Here is an 18,483-nt window from a genome sequence, read left to right as displayed (position 1 = left end):
GATTCGTCACACATGACTTTTCGGATTCGGCAGAAATCCAGGAATCCGCGGGAACACGGGGATGTGGCTGTACCCCCTGGCCGTCCGCTCAGGCGGTTTCGCGTGTTCCGTCCGCCGCGTTGCGTTCTGCAGCGGCGCGGATCGCCCGGGCGCACGCCATCGGGGACTCGCCCCGCTCGGCCCGGAAGAGCTGCTGCAGGCGTCGCGGCAGGACCCCGGCGGCGTCGGCGATGTCCTGCAGGGAGAGGTCCTCGGCTGCGTGCTCCTCGATGAACGCGACCGCGCGGCGGACGCGCCACGACGACCGACCGCTGTCGGGGCGTGCGGACAGCGACGTGCGGAGCGTGGCGGCGGGGTCCTCGCCGAACCGCTCGCGGTAGGCAGTGGCGAACCGGCCCGGGTTGGTGAAGCCCCACCGACGCGCGACCACGGCGACCCCGTCGGCGCCGGGGGCCCGGTCGTCGCCCGCGCGCAGGAGTTCGCTCCGGGCGCGGTCGAGCCGGTGCTCGCGCAGGAACCGGTGCGGCGTGGAGTCGAGGGTGCGGGCGAACACGTCCTGCAGCCCCCGCTGGCTGAGCCCACACGCCGCGGCGATGTCCGACACCGCCGGACGTTCGGCCGCGTGCAGTTCGACGTAGCGGATCGCGTCGCGCAGGCGGTTCGCGACGGGGACGTCGTCGCCGCGGTTGCGGATCGGGAACGTGTCGAGCACGACGATCGCCAGTCGACGGTTCAGGGCCGTCCGCATCGGACCGACCACGCGGTCGTCCACGAGTGCTGGGCCGAGCTCCCCGATCAGGTGGCGCAGTGGTTCACGGCGGGCGATGACCTCGTCCTGTTGCTCGAACAGCAGTGGGCCGTCCGGCAGTCGGTAGCCGAGGTCGCGCCCGACGGTCCGCAGGAACGAGTCCGCGATGTGCACCCCGTTGTAGACGGTGCCGTCGGACTCGAAGCGGTACGCCTCGGACGCACTCGCGATGTACGGGCTGCCCGGCTCGACCACGCGCGTGCGGTCGGGGAAGTGCATCTCGAGCCGGCCCCTGGTGAGCCAGAAGACGACGTGGTCCTCCCGCGCCCCGATGACCCCGCCCCGTCGACCACCCTCGGCGCGCATGGTCCGCAGCGTCAGGTCGTCGTCGCCCACCACGGTGTACTCGTAGCGGGCGTCGTCGGTCGCGTACGTCTCCGAGGCGAAGTCGGACCCGTGGTACTCCGCCTCGAAGATGTCGGAGTAGTCGGAGCCGTCGCCGTCGGCGAACCGCAGTCTGCGGAAGCCGTTCGTCGCCGGATCGGTCATGGTCGAAAGCATGACATCGACGGCACGGCGAGGTGAATACCCTCGTTCGTGTCCGCGCGTCCACCGGAGGGAATACCCTAGGGGGGTACCGTATTGAGGACCGTGGAGGCCACCATGCACGAACACGTCGGGTACATCGGCGACAAGGACGACCTGCTCAAGCGGCTCCGTCGCGCCGAGGGCCAGGTGCGCGGCATCGCCCGCATGGTCGAGGACGAGACGTACTGCATCGACGTCCTCACCCAGATCTCGGCGGCGAACCGGGCGCTCGAACGCGTGGCGCTGTCGCTGCTCGAGGACCACCTCAAGCACTGCGTCGCCGAGGCGGTCGCCGAGGGTGGCGACGCCGCGGACGAGAAGGTCCGCGAAGCCAGCCAGGCCATCGCCCGGCTCGTGCGCTCGTGACCGCCGCCCGCACCCGAACCACAGGAGGAGACACCGTGACCACCGAACTGCTGCTCGTCGAGGGCATGACCTGCGAGCACTGCGTGCTGAGCGTGACCAAGGAACTCACCGAACTCGAGGGGGTGTCCGACGTCGCCGTCGCGCTCGTCCCCGGCGGTGCCTCGTCGGTGACCGTCACCTCGGACGCGCCCGTCGACGCCGATGCGCTCCGCGGCGCGGTCGCCGAGGCGGGGTACGAGGTCGTGCCGTCGTGACGGACGGCATCGTCGAGCTCGACATCACGGGCATGACCTGCGCCTCGTGCGCGAACCGCATCGAACGGAAGCTCGGCAAGCTCCCCGGGGTCACCGCCACCGTCAACTACGCCACCGAGAAGGCACAGGTGCAGGTCGCCGCGGACGGCCCCGCCGACCCCGCTGCCCTCATCGCCGCCGTCGAGTCCGCGGGCTACGGTGCGACCGTCCCCGCGCCGCCGACCGACACGACGGAGCCGGACCACGACGCCGAGGACCCGGCCGGTGCGCTGCGCCGACGACTCGTCGTCTCGGCGGTCCTGGCCGTGCCGGTCGTCCTGCTCTCGATGGTGCCGGTCCTGCAGTTCCCGAACTGGCAGCGGCTCGCCCTGACGCTCGCCGCGCCCGTCGCGGTGTGGGGCGCGCTCCCGTTCCACCGCGCCGCGTGGGTGAACGCCCGACACGGTGCCGCGACCATGGACACCCTGGTCAGCGTGGGTGTGCTGGCGGCCTTCGGCTGGTCCCTCTACGCACTCTTCTTCGGCGACGCCGGCACGACCGGCATGCACATGACGTTCTCGTGGATCGCGACCGACCCCGAGGCGACCGACCTGTACCTCGAGGTCGCGGCGGCCGTCACGGTGTTCATCCTGGCCGGCCGGTACATGGAGGCCCGCGCCAAGAAGCAGTCCGGGGCGGCACTCCGCGCCCTGCTCGAACTCGGCGCGAAGGAGGCCACGGTGCTGCGCGACGGCGTCGAGCAGCGTGTGCCCGCGTCGGCGCTCGTCGTCGGGGACGTCGTCGTCGTGCGGCCGGGGGAGCGGATCCCCAGCGACGGCCTCGTGCAGGACGGGTCCTCGGCCGTCGACCGCAGCATGGTCACCGGCGAATCCGTCCCCGTCGAGGTCGGACCGGGTGACGGGGTGACCGGCGCGACGATCAACGTCGGCGGCCGGCTCGTGGTCGCCGTCACCCGTGTCGGCGCCGACACCGAGCTCGCCCGGATGGGACGGCTCGTCGAGGACGCGCAGACCGGCAAGGCCGACGTGCAACGCCTGGCCGACCGGGTGTCCGGCGTCTTCGTGCCGATCGTCATCGCGCTCGCCGTGCTGGCGTTCGTCGGCTGGCTCGTGCTCGGCGGTTCGGTCACGGCGGCGTTCACCGCAGCCGTCGCCACGCTCATCATCGCCTGCCCATGCGCCCTCGGGCTCGCGACGCCGACCGCGCTGCTCGTCGGCACCGGCCGTGGGTCCCAGCTCGGCATCCTGATCGGCGGCCCGCAGGTGCTCGAACGGACCCGTGGCGTCGACACCATCGTGCTCGACAAGACCGGCACCGTCACCACCGGCGAGATGACCCTGCGCGCCGTGACCTCGACGGACGCGACCCTCGACGCGGACGCCGTGCTCCGGCTCGCCGCCGCCGTCGAGCACGGATCGGAACACCCCGTGGCACGTGCGGTCGTGCGGGCCGCGACGGCCCGGCAACTCGACGTCCCGGCCGTCGAGCAGTTCGACTCCACCCCCGGCGCCGGCGTGCAGGCCGTCGTGGACGGCGCCGTCGTGCTCGTCGGCGGGACCCGCTGGCTCGCAGCGTCCTGGGCCGTCGTCGTGCCCGACGACGCCTCAGCCGCGGTCACCGCCGCCGAGGCCGACGGGGGCACCGCGGTCGTCGTCGCGCGGAACGGCCGCGTGCTGGGCGTCGTGGTCGTCGGCGACACCGTGAAGCCCGAGGCAGCCGACGCGGTCGCGCGCTTCGTGGCCCTCGGTCTGCACCCCGTCCTGCTCACCGGCGACAACGACGGCGCCGCACGGGCCGTCGCCGCACGGGTCGGCATCGACGAGGTGCACGCCCGCGCGACCCCGGCCGGCAAGCTCGACACCGTCCGGGGCATGCAGGCCCAGGGACGGAGCGTCGCCATGGTCGGCGACGGGGTCAACGACGCCGCGGCGCTCGCCGCGGCCGACCTCGGCATCGCGATGGGCGCCGGCACCGACGCGGCGATCGCGGCCAGCGACATCACGGTCGTGAGCGGTCGGCTCACCGTCGTCGCCGACGCCGTCCGGCTGTCGCGCGCCACGCTCGGCATCATCAAGGGCAACCTGTTCTGGGCGTTCGCGTACAACGTGGCGGCGATCCCGCTCGCGATGGCGGGGCTGCTCAACCCGGTGCTCGCCGGCGCCGCCATGGCGTTCTCGTCGGTGTTCGTCGTGACGAACAGCCTGCGGCTGCGGCGTTTCGCACCCCGGCCCTGAGGCCGACCACCCGCCGGACGTGACGCGCGCAGCGAACGCGCCCCGTGCCTCCCGTCCGGCGGTGCGCGCGACGGTGCCGACGGCACTACGCTCGAAGACGGTCCGCGACGCACTGGTGCGGTGACCTGCGGGCTGTACGTCTCGAACGTGATCCCAGGAGGACCGAAGTGACCGAATCCGCTCCCGTCGACCCCACATCGACCGAAGGCTGGAAGAAGCTCGACAGCATCGCTGCCGACTTCACCCCTGACCTGCGCGGGTGGTTCGACAGCGACCCCGGCCGTGCCGAGCAGTACACGTTCCAGGCCGCCGACCTGACCGTGGACCTGTCGAAGGGCCTCGTCACCGAGGACGTCCTCGCCGCCCTGCTGCAGGTCGCGAAGGACACCGGCGTCGCCGAGCGCTTCCAGGCGATGCTCTCCGGTGAACACATCAACGTCACCGAGGACCGCGCCGTCCTGCACACCGCGCTCCGCCGTCCGAAGGCAACCGAGGGGCTCGTCCCGGCGGCGCCGCTGACCGTCGACGGCCAGGACGTCGACGCCGACGTGCACGCCACGCTCGACAAGGTCTACGCGTTCGCGTCGCAGGTGCGCGACGGCTCGTGGACCGGTGTCACCGGCAAGCGCATCGAGACCGTCGTCAACATCGGCATCGGCGGGTCCGACCTCGGCCCCGTCATGGTCTACGAAGCACTCAAGCCGTACGTCCAGCCCGGCCTCGAAGCCCGCTTCGTGTCGAACATCGACCCGGCGGACATCTACGAGAAGACCGTGGACCTCGACCCCGAGACCACGCTGTTCATCGTCGCGTCGAAGACCTTCGGCACCCTCGAGACCCTGACGAACGCGCGACTCGCACGCCAGTGGCTGTGGGAGCGGCTCGGCCTGACCGACGCCGCCGACGACGAGAAGAAGAACGCCGTCGCGAAGCACTTCGTCGCCGTCTCCACCGCACTCGACAAGGTCGAGGCCTTCGGCATCGACCCCGAGAACGCCTTCGGGTTCTGGGACTGGGTGGGCGGCCGCTACTCCGTCGACTCCGCGATCGGCACGAGCGTCATCGTCGCGATCGGCCAGGAGAACTGGGAGCAGTTCCTCGCCGGCTTCCACGCCATCGACGAGCACGTCCGCACCACACCGCTCGAGCAGAACGTCCCCGTCCTGATGGGCCTGCTCAACGTCTGGTACACGAACTTCCTCGGTGCGCAGAGCCACGCGGTCCTGCCGTACACGCAGTACCTGCACCGCTTCGCCGCGTACCTGCAGCAGCTCACCATGGAGTCGAACGGCAAGCGCGTCCGCTGGGACGGCTCGCCCGTCACCACCGAGACCGGCGAGGTCTTCTGGGGCGAGCCCGGCACGAACGGCCAGCACGCGTTCTACCAGCTCATCCACCAGGGCACCCGCCTGATCCCGGCCGACTTCATCACGGTCGCGAACCCGGCCCGTCCGCTCAAGGACGAGACCGGCGACGGCAAGGGCGTCGCACCCGGCACCGACGTGCACACGCTGTTCCTGGCGAACTTCTTCGCGCAGACCAAGGCGCTGGCGTTCGGCAAGAGCGCCGACGAGGTCCGGGCCGAGGGCACCACCGACGAGGGGATCGTCGCGGCGCGCACCTTCCCGGGCAACAAGCCGACGACGTCGATCCTGGCGCCGGAGCTCACCCCGAGCGTGCTCGGCCAGCTCATCGCGCTCTACGAGCACATCGTGTTCACCGAGGGCACGATCTGGGGCATCGACTCGTTCGACCAGTGGGGCGTGGAGCTCGGCAAGCAGCTGGCGCTGCAGGTCACGCCCGCCGTCGAGGGCGACCAGGCCGCGCTCGACGCGCAGGACGCCTCGACCAAGGCGCTCATCGCGAAGTACCTGGAGCTGCGCAAGTAACGACGCACCCACCTGCGAGACGGGAGGCCCGTGGCGGATCCGCCACGGGCCTCCCGTCCGGCTGCCGGTCGCTGCCAAAGCGACAATTGCGCCCCACGGGGCGCCGTCAGGCCCGCGAAAGCGACAGATACGCGCCGATGTTCCGCGGAAGAGTGTCGCTTTCGTGGAGGGGTCACCGCCGCGGTCAGCGGGCGAGCGGGTCGAGGTTGAGCGTCGTTCCTTCGTAGAGGTGCTGGTCCGTCCCGAACACCTGCACGCCCTCGTTGAGCCAGACGAGCGCCCGCACGCTGATGCCGAACCGCGCGGCGACGTCTCCGATGAGGTCGTCCGGCGCGACCGTGTACGACCGCGGCGTCCCGCCGGTCGTCGTCGCGGTGACCGGACCGGTCGCGTTCGCCCGGGCGCCGGCGTCCTCCGGGTGCACGTTCGTCTGCCGCGCCGGGACGGACCACCGCACGGTCGTCACCGCGAGCACCTTGCCGGCCCCGATCTCGACCGGGGCCTCCTGCCCCGGAGCCGCCGCGGAGTAGGTCACGAGCGTGGTGAGGTGCGACGGGTCGACGCCGGATCCGCTCAGCGGGACGTCCATCGCGGTCGCCGTGCTGGTCGGCCCACCGAGCGTCCGGTCGCCGACGCCGGGGTAGGTCAGGCCGTCGCCGACCGCGCGCGGCAGGTCGAACAGGCCGACCCCGACCGGCACCGGCAGGGTCGAGGTGAAGCCGGAGTACTGCGCGGTGAACGTGTCGTCGCCGACCGCGACCACGCGGAACCGGAAGTGCACGCTGCCCTTCGGGGACGCGACGTCGCCCTGGGCGAGGACGGTCCCGGCGGGGATCGGCGTCAGCGTCGGAGCCGGAGCCGCCGACTCGGTGGGTTCCGGGGTCGGGGTGCGGGGGTGCGCCGACGACTCGAGGAAGTCACCCTCCGGGTCGGCGTCCGGCGTCGGTGTCGGCGTGGCGGACGAGGTCGGCGTCGTCGCCGGGGTGGACGGGGCGGGGAGGGCTCGGTCCGACCCGCGCAGCAGCGAGCACCCCGAGAGCGCCACGGTGGCCGCGACGACGACCCCGATCGCGAGCGTCCGGTTCATGATTCCCCCTCAGCTCGATGCTAACGGCGCGGTGTCCCCGGGGCGAACGCAGCGCCTCCGTCCTGTGTCTGCAGACGTACCGCGGATCCTCCGTCGTCCACGACGAGTGATACCGTCGGTATCAACGAGAGCAGGTGGTCATGGGCGTCAGGGTGGTCCCCGGGCAGCGCGGTGGGTCGGACCCGCGTCGACCCGACACGGAAGCCGTCGTGCGCGCGTTGGCCGGTCGGACCGACAGTGCGCCCGCGACCGTCCGTGCGGCGGTCGAGCACGTCCTGCACAGTCGTGAGCAGCAACACCACGCCGAGATGGAACTGCGGCGCGGGATCTTCAAGCTCGCCGACCTCGGCGTCCCGCAGCGCGAGATCGCGAAGCTCGCCGGGATCTCCCAGCCCGAGGTCTCGCGGCGGCTCTCCCGCCGGACCCTGACCACGAAGCGGCCGTCTCCGCGTGAGGTCATCTCCCGGCGCGAGGGTGGCCAGATCGACTCGGAGACGATGCTCCGCGAGCTGTCCTCGATGGCGTTGACGCACCGCACCCCGAAGCGTGGTGCGGCGTTCGACGGTGCCGCCTCGGCCACCGGCACCACGAAGGAACTCGCGGCGGCGTTCCAGGACGGCCTCCTGTCCGAGGTCGAGTACGAGACCGTCCGCCGGGCGATCGCCGAGCGGCAGAACCGCAAGCGCACCCGGTGACGGAACTCCGCGACCGGGTGGCCGTCGAGCTGGGCCGTGCGCTCCGGGCCGACTCGCTCGACAACCCCTGGTCGGACACGGCCGGCGCGAGCACCAGGACGATCTACGCGCCGGACGGCTTCCTGTACGAGGCGAGCCGCCTGCGGTTCCACGAGTCCGTGCTCGAGGAGCACCGCGCGCTGACCCCGTCGCCGGTCACCGACGGCTCGCTCGCGGTGGTCGTGACGGCCGGACCGCCGGGGTCGGGGAAGTCGACCGCCCTGGAGCGGATGCCGGAGCTGTGCGGCTACCGGTCGATCGACGCCGACGACTTCAAGGACCCGCTGCTCCTGCGCGCACAGGCGGACGGTCTCGTGGACCGGTGGACGGCTCGTCGCCTGGCCGACGACCGGCCGGTGCAGCTGCGTGAGATCGCCGGGTTCGTGCACGCCGAGTCGACCACCGTTGCCGACACGTTGCGCCGCCGCGCCCTCCGCAACGGCGAGAACGTCGTCGTGCACGGCACCCTGTCGAGCGTGGACTACCTCGACGACCTCCTCGCCGAGCTCGACGACGCCGGGTACGAGAAGCTGCGCATCGTCACCGTGGAGGTCCCGCTCGAGACGGCGATCGCGCAGGCGACCGATCGGTGGTGGAGCGTGCGTGATGCCGCCACGGATCCGCTCGGTGGTCGGTTCGTTCCCGAAGCAGCCATCCGTCGCTACTACCCGACCGGGTCGACCGAGTCGGTGTGCGGCGCGAACGCCCGGGTCCTCGGTGACCGGGCCGCCGACCTCGGCTGGGACGTGTCGATCGTCTGAGCGGTCGCCGGTGTCGGTCGGAACGGCTACCGTCGAGGCCATGGAGCGTTCGGAGATCCTCGCCGCGGCTGCCGCCGCGCACGCCGCCCGCATCGCAGAAGAAGGCGGTGACGACGGTGCTGCTCGTGAACGGGCGGAGAGTGTCCGGCGCCGGGCCGACGGCCTCACCGACCGGTACGACACGGTCGAGGGCGCGAGCGAGTCCGCTGCACGCGACGCCGCGCGCCGTCGAGCGGGCGAGGCCGACCGCGCGGCGTCCCGGACCGAGGGCGTGCTGTCCGACTGGCACCGCATGGGCACCCGACGCGGTGTGACGCCGGACGCCCAGGTGCGCACAGCGTGGACGGTCACCGGGGTGCCCGAGCGCGGCGACGCCCGGGCGCTGGCGAACGTCCTGCTCTCGACGGCGGGGCACGCGGGCCGGGTGGCCGATGCCGCGCGACGCAACCCGGCGCTGTCCGGTGCCGCGAGCGCAGCTGCCCGACGGACCGTCCGGCGCTACACCGACCACGGCGCGGACATCGCGTCGCTCGGTGACGTGCTGGGGGACAGCCCGACGCCCGACGAGTCCTGACGGTCGAACGGGGGCCGTTGGACCGCTCCCGTCCTGACCAGGCGTTATGTGGACCGATCCAATCGTCCTGACGACAGAATGTCCAATTGACAGGACATGGAATCGGGTTACCATCGGTGCACGCACTGAAGCGCGATCACCGACGAAGGAGTCACCGAATGGTCGACATCAAGCCGACAGCCCCGACTGTCGCACTGCCCCCGATCGGGACCGGACCGCACCGCCGACGCCTCGGCGTCCTGGCCCTGGTCGCCACGTTCGGCGGGCTGCTCTTCGGGTACGACACCGGTGTCATCAACGGTGCCCTGAACCCGATGAAGGCCGAGCTCGGCCTCACGAACTTCACCGAGGGCGTCGTCACCAGCTCCCTGTTGTTCGGTGCCGCGATCGGTGCCATGCTCGGCGGCCGCATCGCCGACGGGTGGGGGCGGCGCAAGACGATCATCGCCCTCGCCGTGACGTTCTTCCTCGGCACGCTCATCTGCGTCTTCGCACCGACGTTCGGTGTCATCGTCGTCGGTCGTGTGCTCCTCGGCCTCGCAGTGGGTGGTGCATCGACGGTCGTCCCGGTGTTCCTCGCCGAACTCGCTCCGTACGAGATCCGGGGTTCGCTGTCCGGCCGCAACGAGCTCATGATCGTGATCGGGCAGCTCGCCGCGTTCGTGGTCAACGCCATCATCGGCAACCTGTGGGGTGAGGGCAACGGCGTCTGGCGCGTCATGCTGGCCGTCTGTGCACTCCCCGCGATCGCTCTTTTCGTCGGCATGCTCCGGGTGCCGGAGTCGCCGCGTTGGCTCGCGTCGAAGGGGCGCTACGACGAAGCGCTGTCCGTCCTGCAGCAGGTCCGCACCACGGAGCGTGCGACCGCCGAGCTCGACGACATCAAGCGGAGCAACGACCTCGAGGCGAAGGCCGATCGAGTCAGCGGGTGGCAGACGCTGCGCGGCAACAAGTGGCTCATCCGCATCGTGCTCATCGGTGCCGGGCTCGGCGTGGCCCAGCAGCTCACCGGCATCAACTCGATCATGTACTACGGGCAGACCGTCCTCATCGAGTCCGGGTTCCAGGCGTCGGCGGCCCTCATCGCGAACATCGCCCCCGGCGTGATCGCCGTGGTCGGTGGCGTCATCGCGCTGTACAACATGGAGAAGATCAACCGCCGGACGACCCTGATCATCGGGTTCTCGCTGACGACGGTCTGCCACTTCCTGATCGGCATCGCCTCGGTCGCACTGCCCGAGGGCAACCCGGCTCGCCCGTGGGTGATCCTGTTCCTCGTCGTCGCGTTCGTCGGCTCGATGCAGACCTTCCTCAACATCGCCGTGTGGGTGGTGCTGTCGGAGATCTTCCCGACCCAGATCCGCGCGCTCGGCATGGGCATCTCGGTGTTCTGCCTCTGGATCGCCAACGCGTTCCTCGGGCTCTACTTCCCGACGATCGTCGCCGCGACCGGCATCACCGGGACGTTCTTCGGCTTCGGCATCGTCGGTCTGCTTGCGCTGCTCTTCATCTGGAAGTTCGTGCCGGAGAGCCGCGGTCGCACCCTCGAAGAGGTGGAAGAGGGCGTCACCACCGGCAACATCTTCACGGTCCCGCAGAAGGCGTCGCGCGGCTAGGTCGCGCGCGTGGCGCGGTGATCGCGCGTGCAGACGGCGAGGGAGGACGGTGCCAACTGGCACCGTCCTCCCTCGCAGGCTCGGTCGGCGCGCCCCGCGCAACGCTTCGCGTTGCCGCTGAGCGGGGCGCGCCCGTCCGTCGTTCTGTCGCGCTACGGGCGCAGGAGCACCTTGCCGACGCGGCCGGCGGTGTCCGAGGCGCGCACGGCGTCGCGGACGTCCTCGAACGCGAAGGTCTCGGCGACGGGGAGCGTCAGCGAGCCGTCGAGCACTCGGGTGATGAGCTCGCCGAAGAGCTGGCCCTTCGTCTCGGCCGGCATCGTCTTGCTGACGACGCTGCCCCAGAAGCCCTTCACGGTGAGCTGGCCGAAGATGACCTTGCCGGAGGGGATCTCGAGCGTGGGCGAGGCCATCGCGCCGAAGACGACGAGGGTCGCGTTCTCGCCGAGCACGCTGGCGATGTCGCCGGCGGCCTTGCCGCCGACAGACTCGACACCGGCGACGATCGGGGCGCCTCCGGTGATCGCGGTGACCTGGTCCTTCCAGTCGTCCGCGTCGGTGGCGACGATGCGCTCGATGCCCTGCTCGCGCAGCTCCTCGACACCGGCGGCGCGACGCACCAGGCCGATGACGTTGATGCCGCGGGCCGCGCCGAGCTGGGCGACCATGCGCCCGACGGCACCGTTCGCGGCGTTCTGGATGAGCCAGTCGCCCTCGTGCAGGTCGAGCGAGTGCAGCAGGCTGATGGCGCTGAACGGCATCGAGACGAGCTGTGCTGCGGCCTCGTCGGTCATGGCGTCCGGCACCGGGACGAGCCCGGCGGCGTTCGCGGTGTAGTACTCGGCCCAGACGCCGAAGGCGCCGCCGGCGACGCGCTGGCCGACCGTCAGGTTCGTGACGCCCTCGCCCAGGGCCTCGACGACGCCGAGTGCCTCGGTGCCGGAGGCGGCGGGCAGCTCGGGCTTGAAGCCGTAGGTGCCGCGGACGGTCCACAGGTCGTGGTTGTGGATGGGGGAGAGGACCGTGCGGACGAGGACCTCGCCGGCGCCGGGCGTCGGGACGGGGCGCTCCTGCACCTCGAGGACGTCGGCGGGCTCGGCGAACGTCTCGTGGACGACGGCGCGCATGGTGGTGGGGGTGGTGGTGCTCATGGGTCAGTCCTCCGAGACGACGATGGTGACGTCGATGTTGCCGCGGGTCGCGTTCGAGTACGGGCAGACCTGGTGGGCTGCGTCGGCGAGTGCCTGGGCCTGGTCGTGCTCCAGGCCGGGGATGACGACCTCGAGCATGACGGCGAGCTGGTAGCCGCCGTTGCCGTTCGGGCCGATCTGCACGCGGCCGCCGACGGACGAGTCGGTGATCTTCACCTTCTGGCTGCGGGCGACGCCCTGCAGTGCGGAGTGGAAGCAGGCGGCGTACCCGGCGGCGAAGAGCTGCTCGGGGTTGGCGCCGTTGCCGGAGCCACCCATCTCCTTCGGGATGGCGAGGTCGAACTCGACCGTGCCGTCGCTCGTGGCGACGTGGCCGTTGCGGCCTTCGCCGGTGGCCAGGGCCTCGGCGGTGTAGAGGGCTTCCATGGTGTTCCTTCCTTCGTGGGGTCAGTGGTCCGCGGCGGCGCGGTCGGGCCTCGCGGCGGTGTCGTTCGTGGCCGCGGCGTGCATCGTCTCGGTCAGCCGGTGCAGGGTCGCGATGAGCTCCGTGGCGGCCTGCTCGTCGGGGAGCCCCATGCCGGCGGCGATCGTCGCCGGGATGTGCGCGAGGTCGGCACGGATGGTGCGGCCGCGGTCGCCGAGCGTGATCGTCACGACGCGCTCGTCGGCGCTGCGGCGTTCGCGGCGGACGAGCTCGGACTGCTCCATGCGGCGGAGCAGGGGCGACAGGGTGCCGGAGTCGAGCTGCAGGTGGTCACCGAGGCTCGAGACGGTCTGATCGCCCTCGATCCACAGGGTCACGAGCACCAGGTACTGCGGGTAGGTCAGTCCCCAGGGTTCGAGCAGCGAGCGGTACGCCTGCGTCGTCGCGCGGCTCGCTGCGTAGAGGGAGAAGCACACCATCTCGTCGGTCACGGGCATGCCACCAGGATCGCACGCAACTCGGTTGTGCACAACCCAACACGTGCTCCGGCCCGGACGGTTAGGCTGACGTGACCCACGATGACCAGCAGCGACCTCGACTCCACCACGACCCCCGGCTCCGGGACCGCGTCGTCCCACGGCAAGACGATCCTGATCGGTGAGCACGCCGTGGTCTACGGCGCACCCGCACTCGTCCTGCCGGTGCTCGACGCCCGGGTCGTCGCGACCGTGAGCCCCGTCACCGCCGGCGTCGACGAGGCCACCGGCACGGTCGTCGGGCACACCCTCGAGTCCACGGTGCACACCGGCCCGCTCGACCTCGCACCTGCAGCAGTGATGCCGACCGTCACCGCCGTCACCGCGACGCTGCGGCACTTCGGGGTGACCGACCGGCACTTCCACGTCCGGGTCGAGAGCGAGGTCCCGACCGCCCGGGGCATGGGCTCGAGCGCAGCGGTCGCCGCCGCCGTGACGGCAGCCGTCGCGGACGCCCTCGGCGAGTCCCTCGACGCCGAGACCCACCACGACCTCATCCAGGAGTGCGAGCGGGTCGCCCACGGCCGTCCGTCAGGACTCGACGCCCGCGGTGTCGTCGCCGCGGTGCCGGTCTGGTTCGAGGGTGGCCGCATCGAGCCCGTCGCCCTCGGGGCCCGCTTCACCTTCGTCGTCGCCGACACCGGTGTCCCCGGCCACACCCGGCAGGCGGTCGCGGCCGTGCGGGAACGGCACGACCAGGACCCGGTCGCCGTCGACGCGGTCATCGACCGGATCGGCGCGCTCGCACGGCGGGCACGGGGGACACTCGAGGCTGGCGACGCACAGGGGCTCGGTGCCACGATGGACGCCGCGCACGACCTGCTCAGCGCACTCGACGTGTCGAGTGCCGACCTGGACCGGCTCGTCGACGCCGCACGTGCTGCGGACGCCCTCGGCGCGAAGCTGACCGGCGGCGGGCGGGGCGGGTGCGTGCTCGCACTCGCCGCGGACGACGACCACGCGGACCGCATCGCGGCCGCACTCCGCGGCGCAGGGGCCGCAGCCACCTGGACCACCACGATCGGAGCCCGCGCTTGATGACCGCCACCGCCGTCGCGCACCCCAACATCGCCCTCGTCAAGTACTGGGGCAAGGCGGACGCGCAGCTCGCGCTGCCCGCCACGGGCAGCGTCTCCATGGGCCTCGACGTGTTCCCGACGACGACGACCGTCACGCTGGACGGCGGGTCCGGCACCGGCCAGGAGGCCCGTGACCGGTTCACGCTGAACGGTCACGTCGTCGAGGACGGCGCCCTGCTGCGCGTGCAGCAGTTCCTCGACCTCGTGCGGGAGCTCGCCGGCAGCGACGCCCGCGCGTCCGTCGTGTCCGAGAACACCGTGCCGACCGGTGCTGGACTTGCCTCGAGCGCGTCGGGGTTCGCGGCGCTCGCCACCGCGGCCTCGGCGGCGTACGGCCTCGACCTGTCCCCGCGCGACCTGTCCCGCCTGGCCCGACGCGGCTCGGGGTCGGCCACGCGGTCGATCCCCGGCGGTGTCGCCGTGTGGCACGCCGGCGACGACCAGGGGTCCTTCGCCGAGCCGATCCCGGCACCGCCGATGGCCATGGTGGTCGTGACGATCGACGCCGGACCGAAGCCCATCGGTTCGCGCGAGGCGATGCGCCGCACCATCGCCACGTCGCCGTTCTACCCGGCCTGGGTCACGTCGACCACCGAGACCGTCGGCGACATGCTCGACGCCTGCGCAGCCGGCGACTTCACGCGCATCGGCGAGATCACCGAGAGCAACGCGCTGCGCATGCACGCCACGATCGAGGGCGCCTTTCCGCCCATCCGCTACCTCAACGCGCGCAGCGTCGCCGTGTTCGACGCCGTGGGCGAACTCCGCGCCGCCGGGCTCGAGGCCTACGCCACCGCCGACGCCGGCCCGAACGTGGTCGTGCTCTGCCGGCCCGAGGACCGCTCCGCCGTGGCCACCGCGCTGGCGTCGTTCGGCGACGTCATCGAGTCCGGCACCGGACCTGCCGCTCGGGTGCTCCGCTCCGAAGAGATCGGGGTCGCCGCAGCGAGCGACAGCCCCGACCAGAAGGAGTCCGTGCAGTGATCGAGTTCCGCGCCCACGGCAAGCTGTTCGTCGCCGGCGAGTACGCCGTCGTCGAACCCGGCCAGCCGTCCGTCCTCATCGCCCTCGACCGTGCCATCACGGCACGCGTGTCCGAGGCGCACGGTGCGGGCAGCGTGCACTCGGAGGAGTACGGCCACCTGCCGCTGACGTGGACGCGCGACGAGGACGGCCTCGCCCTGGACCGCGAGCACCACCCCTACGACTACGTGATGGCGACGATCGACCTCGTCGAGAAGCTCCGCGCCGAGCGGGGGATCGCCCCGCGCTTCCACGACCTGCGGATCGAGAGCCAGCTCGACGACGCCAGCGGCCGGAAGTTCGGGCTCGGGTCCTCGGCGGCGGTGACCGTCGCGACCGTCGGTGCCCTCGACCGTTTCTACGGCATCGGCCTGACGCAGCGGCAGCGCTTCCAGGTCGCCCTGCTCGCCACCATCCGGGTGAACCCGCGGGCCTCCGGCGGGGACCTCGCCGCGAGCACCTTCGGTGGGTGGCTGCGCTACAGCGCCCCGGACCGCGACCACCTCGCGTCGTTCGTCGACGAGCGCCGCGTGTCCGACATCCTCACCGACGCCGCCGCGTGGGCGGGCTTCGACGTCCAGCGGCTGCCGGCCCCCGAGAACCTGCAGCTCCTGGTCGGCTGGACCGGCTCGCCGGCCTCGACCACGAAGCTCGTCGGTGTGGTGCGTCGGCACCGCAACGGCGGGTACCAGGCGTTCCTCGACGAGAGCCGCAGCTGTGTCGACGACCTGACCACGGGCCTCCAGACCGGCGACGCGGAGCAGACGCTCGACGCGCTCCGACGTGCCCGGGTGCTGATGCAGCGCCTCGGCGACTCGGTCGGGTCGAAGATCGAGACCGAACGCCTCGCGACCCTGTGCGACGTCGTCGAGGCGGCCGGCGGAGCGGCGAAGCCGTCCGGCGCCGGCGGCGGCGACTGCGGCATCGCACTCGTCCCCGCGGACATCGACCCCGCCGGCATCCACCGCGCCTGGGAGGCGCACGACATCAGACACCTCAGCGTCGCGGTGCGAGCACCAGAAGGAGCCCTCGATGAGTGACCTGCTCACGCCGATCCCGACCAAGTGGGTCGGACCGATCCGCATCAGCGGCAACGCGGTCCAGGGCGAGCACGAGGTCCCGCTCGCCACGTACGAGTCGCCGCTCTGGCCGTCCGTCGGCCGCGGCGCCCGCATCTCGCGCATGGTCGACGACGGCATCGTCGCGACCGTCGTCGACGAGCGGATGACCCGCTCGGTCGTCGTCCGCGCGGCCAGTGCCGCCGCGGCGCACGTCGCTGCGGGGCAGATCCTCGCGCGACAGGACGAGCTCGAGGCGCTGGTCGCCGGGCAGAGCCGGTTCGCGAAGCTCATCGAGGTGCACCCCGAGATCGTCGGTGACCTGCTGTTCCTGCGGTTCGCGTTCACGACCGGTGACGCCTCCGGCCACAACATGGTCACGCAGGCGGCGGACAAGCTCCTGCCCACGATCCTGGCGTGGCAGCCGGGCCTGCGCTACGTCTCCGTGTCGGGCAACTTCTGCACCGACAAGAAGGCCAGCGCGGTGAACGGCATCCGTGGTCGTGGCCGCAACACCATCGCCGAGATCGTGATCCCCGGCGAGATCGTCGAGAAGCGCCTGCGGTCGAGCACCGAGCGCATCGTCGAACTGAACATCGCGAAGAACCTCATCGGCTCGACCATCGCCGGGGCGCTCCGCTCCGCGAACGCGCACTACGCGAACATGCTGCTCGGCTTCTACCTGGCCACCGGGCAGGACGCCGCGAACATCGTCGAGGGCTCGCAGGGCATCACGAGTGCCGAGAACCGCGACGGCGACCTGTACTTCGCCACCTCGCTGCCGCACCTGATCGTCGGCACGGTCGGCAACGGCAAGGGCGGGGACCTGCCCGTCGTCGAGGACGCCCTCGTGCGCCTCGGCTGCCGCGAGGACCGCGAGCCCGGTGCGAACGCCCGTCGGCTCGCCGCCCTGTGTGCCGCCACGGTGCTGTGCGGGGAACTCTCGCTCCTCGCCGCCCAGACGAACCCGGGTGAGCTGATGGCCGCCCACGTCGCCATGGAGCGACGGGGCACGAAGCCGGCCGGAGGCGCAGCATGACGCGCATCGGCATCCACGACATCGCCATCGCGACCGGGCACCACGTGCTCGAGCTCGACGACCTGGCCGAGCGCCTCGGCGTCGACCCGGCGAAGTACCACGTCGGCATCGGCCAGGACGCCTTCAGCGTGCCCGCCCCGGACGAGGACATCGTCACGATGGGGGCCGCCGCGGCCAAGGAGGTCATCGACCGCCACGGTGTCGACGGCATCCGAACCGTGCTGTTCGCCACCGAGTCCGGCGTCGACCAGTCCAAGGCCGCCGGGGTGTTCGTGCACGGGCTGCTCGGCCTGCCGAAGAACGTCCGCGTCGTCGAGCTGAAGCAGGCCTGCTACGGCGGGATGGCCGCCGTGCAGCTCGCCCTCGGCATCATCGCCCGGGCACCGCACGAGCGTGTGCTCGTGATCGCCGCCGACGTCGCCCGCTACGACGTCGACACCGCCGCCGAGCCCACCCAGGGTGCCGGTGCGGCCGCGATCCTGGTGTCCGCCGACCCCGACCTCATCGAGATCGAGCCGGCCGCCGGCGTCTTCACCGCGGACGTCGACGACTTCTGGCGCCCGAACGACCGCTCCACCGCGCTGGTCGACGGCCGCCTGTCCGTCAGCGCCTACGTCGACGCCTTCGTGGGCGCGTGGGACGACCTCGCCGAGCAAGGCGGACCGGCGTACGAGGACATCGTGCGCTTCGTCCACCACCAGCCGTTCACGAAGATGGCGCTCAAGGCCCACCGGAAGCTGACGCAGCACGTGGGCGTGCCGTTCGACGAGTCGGAGCTGTTCGTCGGATTCACGTACAACAAGCAGACCGGCAACACGTACACGGCGTCGCTCTGGATCGGGCTCGCCGCGCTCCTCGACCTCGACGAGGACCTGGCGGGTGAGCGCATCGCCCTGTTCAGCTACGGCTCGGGCAGCGTCGGCGAGCTCCTCACCGGCATCGTGCAGCCGTCCTACCGTGAGCACCGTCGCGTCGGCCGGGTCCGGCAGCTCCTGTCCGCCCGCGTTCCGCTGACCGTGGACGCGTACCGCGAGCTGCACGCGACCGGCGCCGCGACGAGCGACGACGTCGAGCGTCCGCGCGTCACGGCAGGGCCGTACCGCTTCGCCGGAGTGCGCGGCGGCGCGCGCCACTACGAGGCGACCGCGCAGGCCTGACCCCTCCGCGCAGGCCTGACCCCTCCGCGCAGGCCTGACCCCTCCGCGCAGGCTTCACCCCTCCGCGAAAGCGACAGATCTGTGCGGAACGTTCGCAGGGATCTGTCGCTTCCGCGTGACGGACGGGAGGCCCGTGGCGGGGCCGCCACGGGCCTCCCGTCCGTC

Annotated in this window: 18 protein-coding genes; 13 read left to right on the top strand and 5 right to left on the bottom strand. The window is 71.8% G+C overall.

Going from position 1 to position 18,483, the window contains the following annotated elements; genetic code table 11:
- Positions 1–88: 88 nt before the first annotated feature.
- On the bottom strand, positions 89–1,297 hold the full coding sequence (locus EDF28_RS12065; protein ID WP_123938441.1) for a helix-turn-helix domain-containing protein: 1,209 nt from the start codon (positions 1,295–1,297) through the stop codon (positions 89–91).
- 114 nt (positions 1,298–1,411) lie between these two features.
- Here EDF28_RS12065 and EDF28_RS12060 point away from each other — a divergent pair, with 114 nt between their 5' ends.
- From EDF28_RS12060 to pgi, 4 genes are all read left to right on the top strand, one after another.
- Positions 1,412–1,702 (top strand): metal-sensitive transcriptional regulator, encoded by a 291-nt coding sequence (locus EDF28_RS12060; protein WP_111084793.1) that lies wholly within the window; start codon positions 1,412–1,414, stop codon positions 1,700–1,702.
- 35 nt (positions 1,703–1,737) lie between these two features.
- A complete protein-coding gene (locus EDF28_RS12055) occupies positions 1,738–1,956 on the top strand; it encodes a heavy-metal-associated domain-containing protein (RefSeq protein ID WP_395875170.1) in 219 nt (72 codons plus the stop codon).
- Positions 1,953–4,190 (top strand): cation-translocating P-type ATPase, encoded by a 2,238-nt coding sequence (locus tag EDF28_RS12050; RefSeq protein WP_123938440.1) that lies wholly within the window; start codon positions 1,953–1,955, stop codon positions 4,188–4,190. The genes EDF28_RS12055 and EDF28_RS12050 overlap by 4 nt, the downstream gene beginning before the upstream one ends.
- Before the next feature lie 167 nt (positions 4,191–4,357).
- Positions 4,358–6,079, top strand: a complete 1,722-nt coding sequence (gene pgi / locus EDF28_RS12045; RefSeq protein WP_123938439.1) for a glucose-6-phosphate isomerase — start codon at positions 4,358–4,360, stop codon at positions 6,077–6,079.
- A 184-nt stretch (positions 6,080–6,263) separates the two neighbouring features.
- Here pgi and EDF28_RS12040 read toward each other — a convergent pair whose 3' ends face one another.
- Positions 6,264–7,166, bottom strand: a complete 903-nt coding sequence (locus EDF28_RS12040; protein WP_123938438.1) for a LysM domain-containing protein — start codon at positions 7,164–7,166, stop codon at positions 6,264–6,266.
- A gap of 140 nt (positions 7,167–7,306) precedes the next feature.
- Here EDF28_RS12040 and EDF28_RS12035 point away from each other — a divergent pair, with 140 nt between their 5' ends.
- The 4 genes from EDF28_RS12035 (at position 7,307) to EDF28_RS12020 (ending at position 10,851) form a co-directional block, all read left to right on the top strand.
- Positions 7,307–7,861, top strand: coding sequence for a hypothetical protein (locus tag EDF28_RS12035; protein ID WP_123938437.1), 555 nt, complete (start codon positions 7,307–7,309; stop codon positions 7,859–7,861).
- The gene (locus EDF28_RS12030) at positions 7,858–8,661 is read left to right on the top strand and encodes a zeta toxin family protein (protein WP_123938436.1); all 804 of its coding nucleotides are present in this window, start codon (positions 7,858–7,860) and stop codon (positions 8,659–8,661) included. Before EDF28_RS12035 ends, EDF28_RS12030 begins: the two co-directional genes overlap by 4 nt.
- Before the next feature lie 40 nt (positions 8,662–8,701).
- Positions 8,702–9,235, top strand: a complete 534-nt coding sequence (locus tag EDF28_RS12025; RefSeq protein ID WP_123938435.1) for a hypothetical protein — start codon at positions 8,702–8,704, stop codon at positions 9,233–9,235.
- A 158-nt stretch (positions 9,236–9,393) separates the two neighbouring features.
- Positions 9,394–10,851, top strand: a complete 1,458-nt coding sequence (locus EDF28_RS12020; RefSeq protein WP_123938434.1) for a sugar porter family MFS transporter — start codon at positions 9,394–9,396, stop codon at positions 10,849–10,851.
- 152 nt (positions 10,852–11,003) lie between these two features.
- Here EDF28_RS12020 and EDF28_RS12015 read toward each other — a convergent pair whose 3' ends face one another.
- From EDF28_RS12015 to EDF28_RS12005, 3 genes are read right to left on the bottom strand one after another with little or no spacing between them, the layout of a single operon-like run.
- Positions 11,004–11,978, bottom strand: a complete 975-nt coding sequence (locus EDF28_RS12015; RefSeq protein WP_185094228.1) for a zinc-binding dehydrogenase — start codon at positions 11,976–11,978, stop codon at positions 11,004–11,006.
- Between the two features lie 27 nt (positions 11,979–12,005).
- A complete protein-coding gene (locus EDF28_RS12010; protein WP_017885422.1) occupies positions 12,006–12,428 on the bottom strand; it encodes an organic hydroperoxide resistance protein in 423 nt (140 codons plus the stop codon).
- Positions 12,429–12,449: 21 nt separating this feature from the next.
- Entirely contained in the window at positions 12,450–12,923 is a 474-nt protein-coding gene (locus EDF28_RS12005; RefSeq protein ID WP_185094226.1) for a MarR family winged helix-turn-helix transcriptional regulator, read from the bottom strand.
- 81 nt (positions 12,924–13,004) lie between these two features.
- Here EDF28_RS12005 and mvk point away from each other — a divergent pair, with 81 nt between their 5' ends.
- From mvk to EDF28_RS11980, 5 genes are read left to right on the top strand one after another with little or no spacing between them, the layout of a single operon-like run.
- Positions 13,005–14,000, top strand: a complete 996-nt coding sequence (mvk, locus tag EDF28_RS12000; protein ID WP_123938432.1) for a mevalonate kinase — start codon at positions 13,005–13,007, stop codon at positions 13,998–14,000.
- Positions 14,000–15,025, top strand: coding sequence for a diphosphomevalonate decarboxylase (mvaD, locus tag EDF28_RS11995; RefSeq protein ID WP_260154926.1), 1,026 nt, complete (start codon positions 14,000–14,002; stop codon positions 15,023–15,025). The genes mvk and mvaD overlap by 1 nt, the downstream gene beginning before the upstream one ends.
- Positions 15,022–16,104, top strand: coding sequence for a phosphomevalonate kinase (locus EDF28_RS11990; protein WP_123291779.1), 1,083 nt, complete (start codon positions 15,022–15,024; stop codon positions 16,102–16,104). The genes mvaD and EDF28_RS11990 overlap by 4 nt, the downstream gene beginning before the upstream one ends.
- On the top strand, positions 16,097–17,161 hold the full coding sequence (locus EDF28_RS11985; protein WP_123938430.1) for a hydroxymethylglutaryl-CoA reductase: 1,065 nt from the start codon (positions 16,097–16,099) through the stop codon (positions 17,159–17,161). The genes EDF28_RS11990 and EDF28_RS11985 overlap by 8 nt, the downstream gene beginning before the upstream one ends.
- Positions 17,158–18,318, top strand: a complete 1,161-nt coding sequence (locus EDF28_RS11980) for a hydroxymethylglutaryl-CoA synthase (protein ID WP_123938429.1) — start codon at positions 17,158–17,160, stop codon at positions 18,316–18,318. Before EDF28_RS11985 ends, EDF28_RS11980 begins: the two co-directional genes overlap by 4 nt.
- The last annotated feature ends 165 nt before the right edge of the window (positions 18,319–18,483 follow it).

Source organism: Curtobacterium sp. PhB137 (genome assembly GCF_003814955.1).
Classification (GTDB): Bacteria; Actinomycetota; Actinomycetes; order Actinomycetales; family Microbacteriaceae; genus Curtobacterium.
Note: the sequence above shows the minus strand (reverse complement) of the source record. Positions and strands in the feature narration are given on the sequence as shown.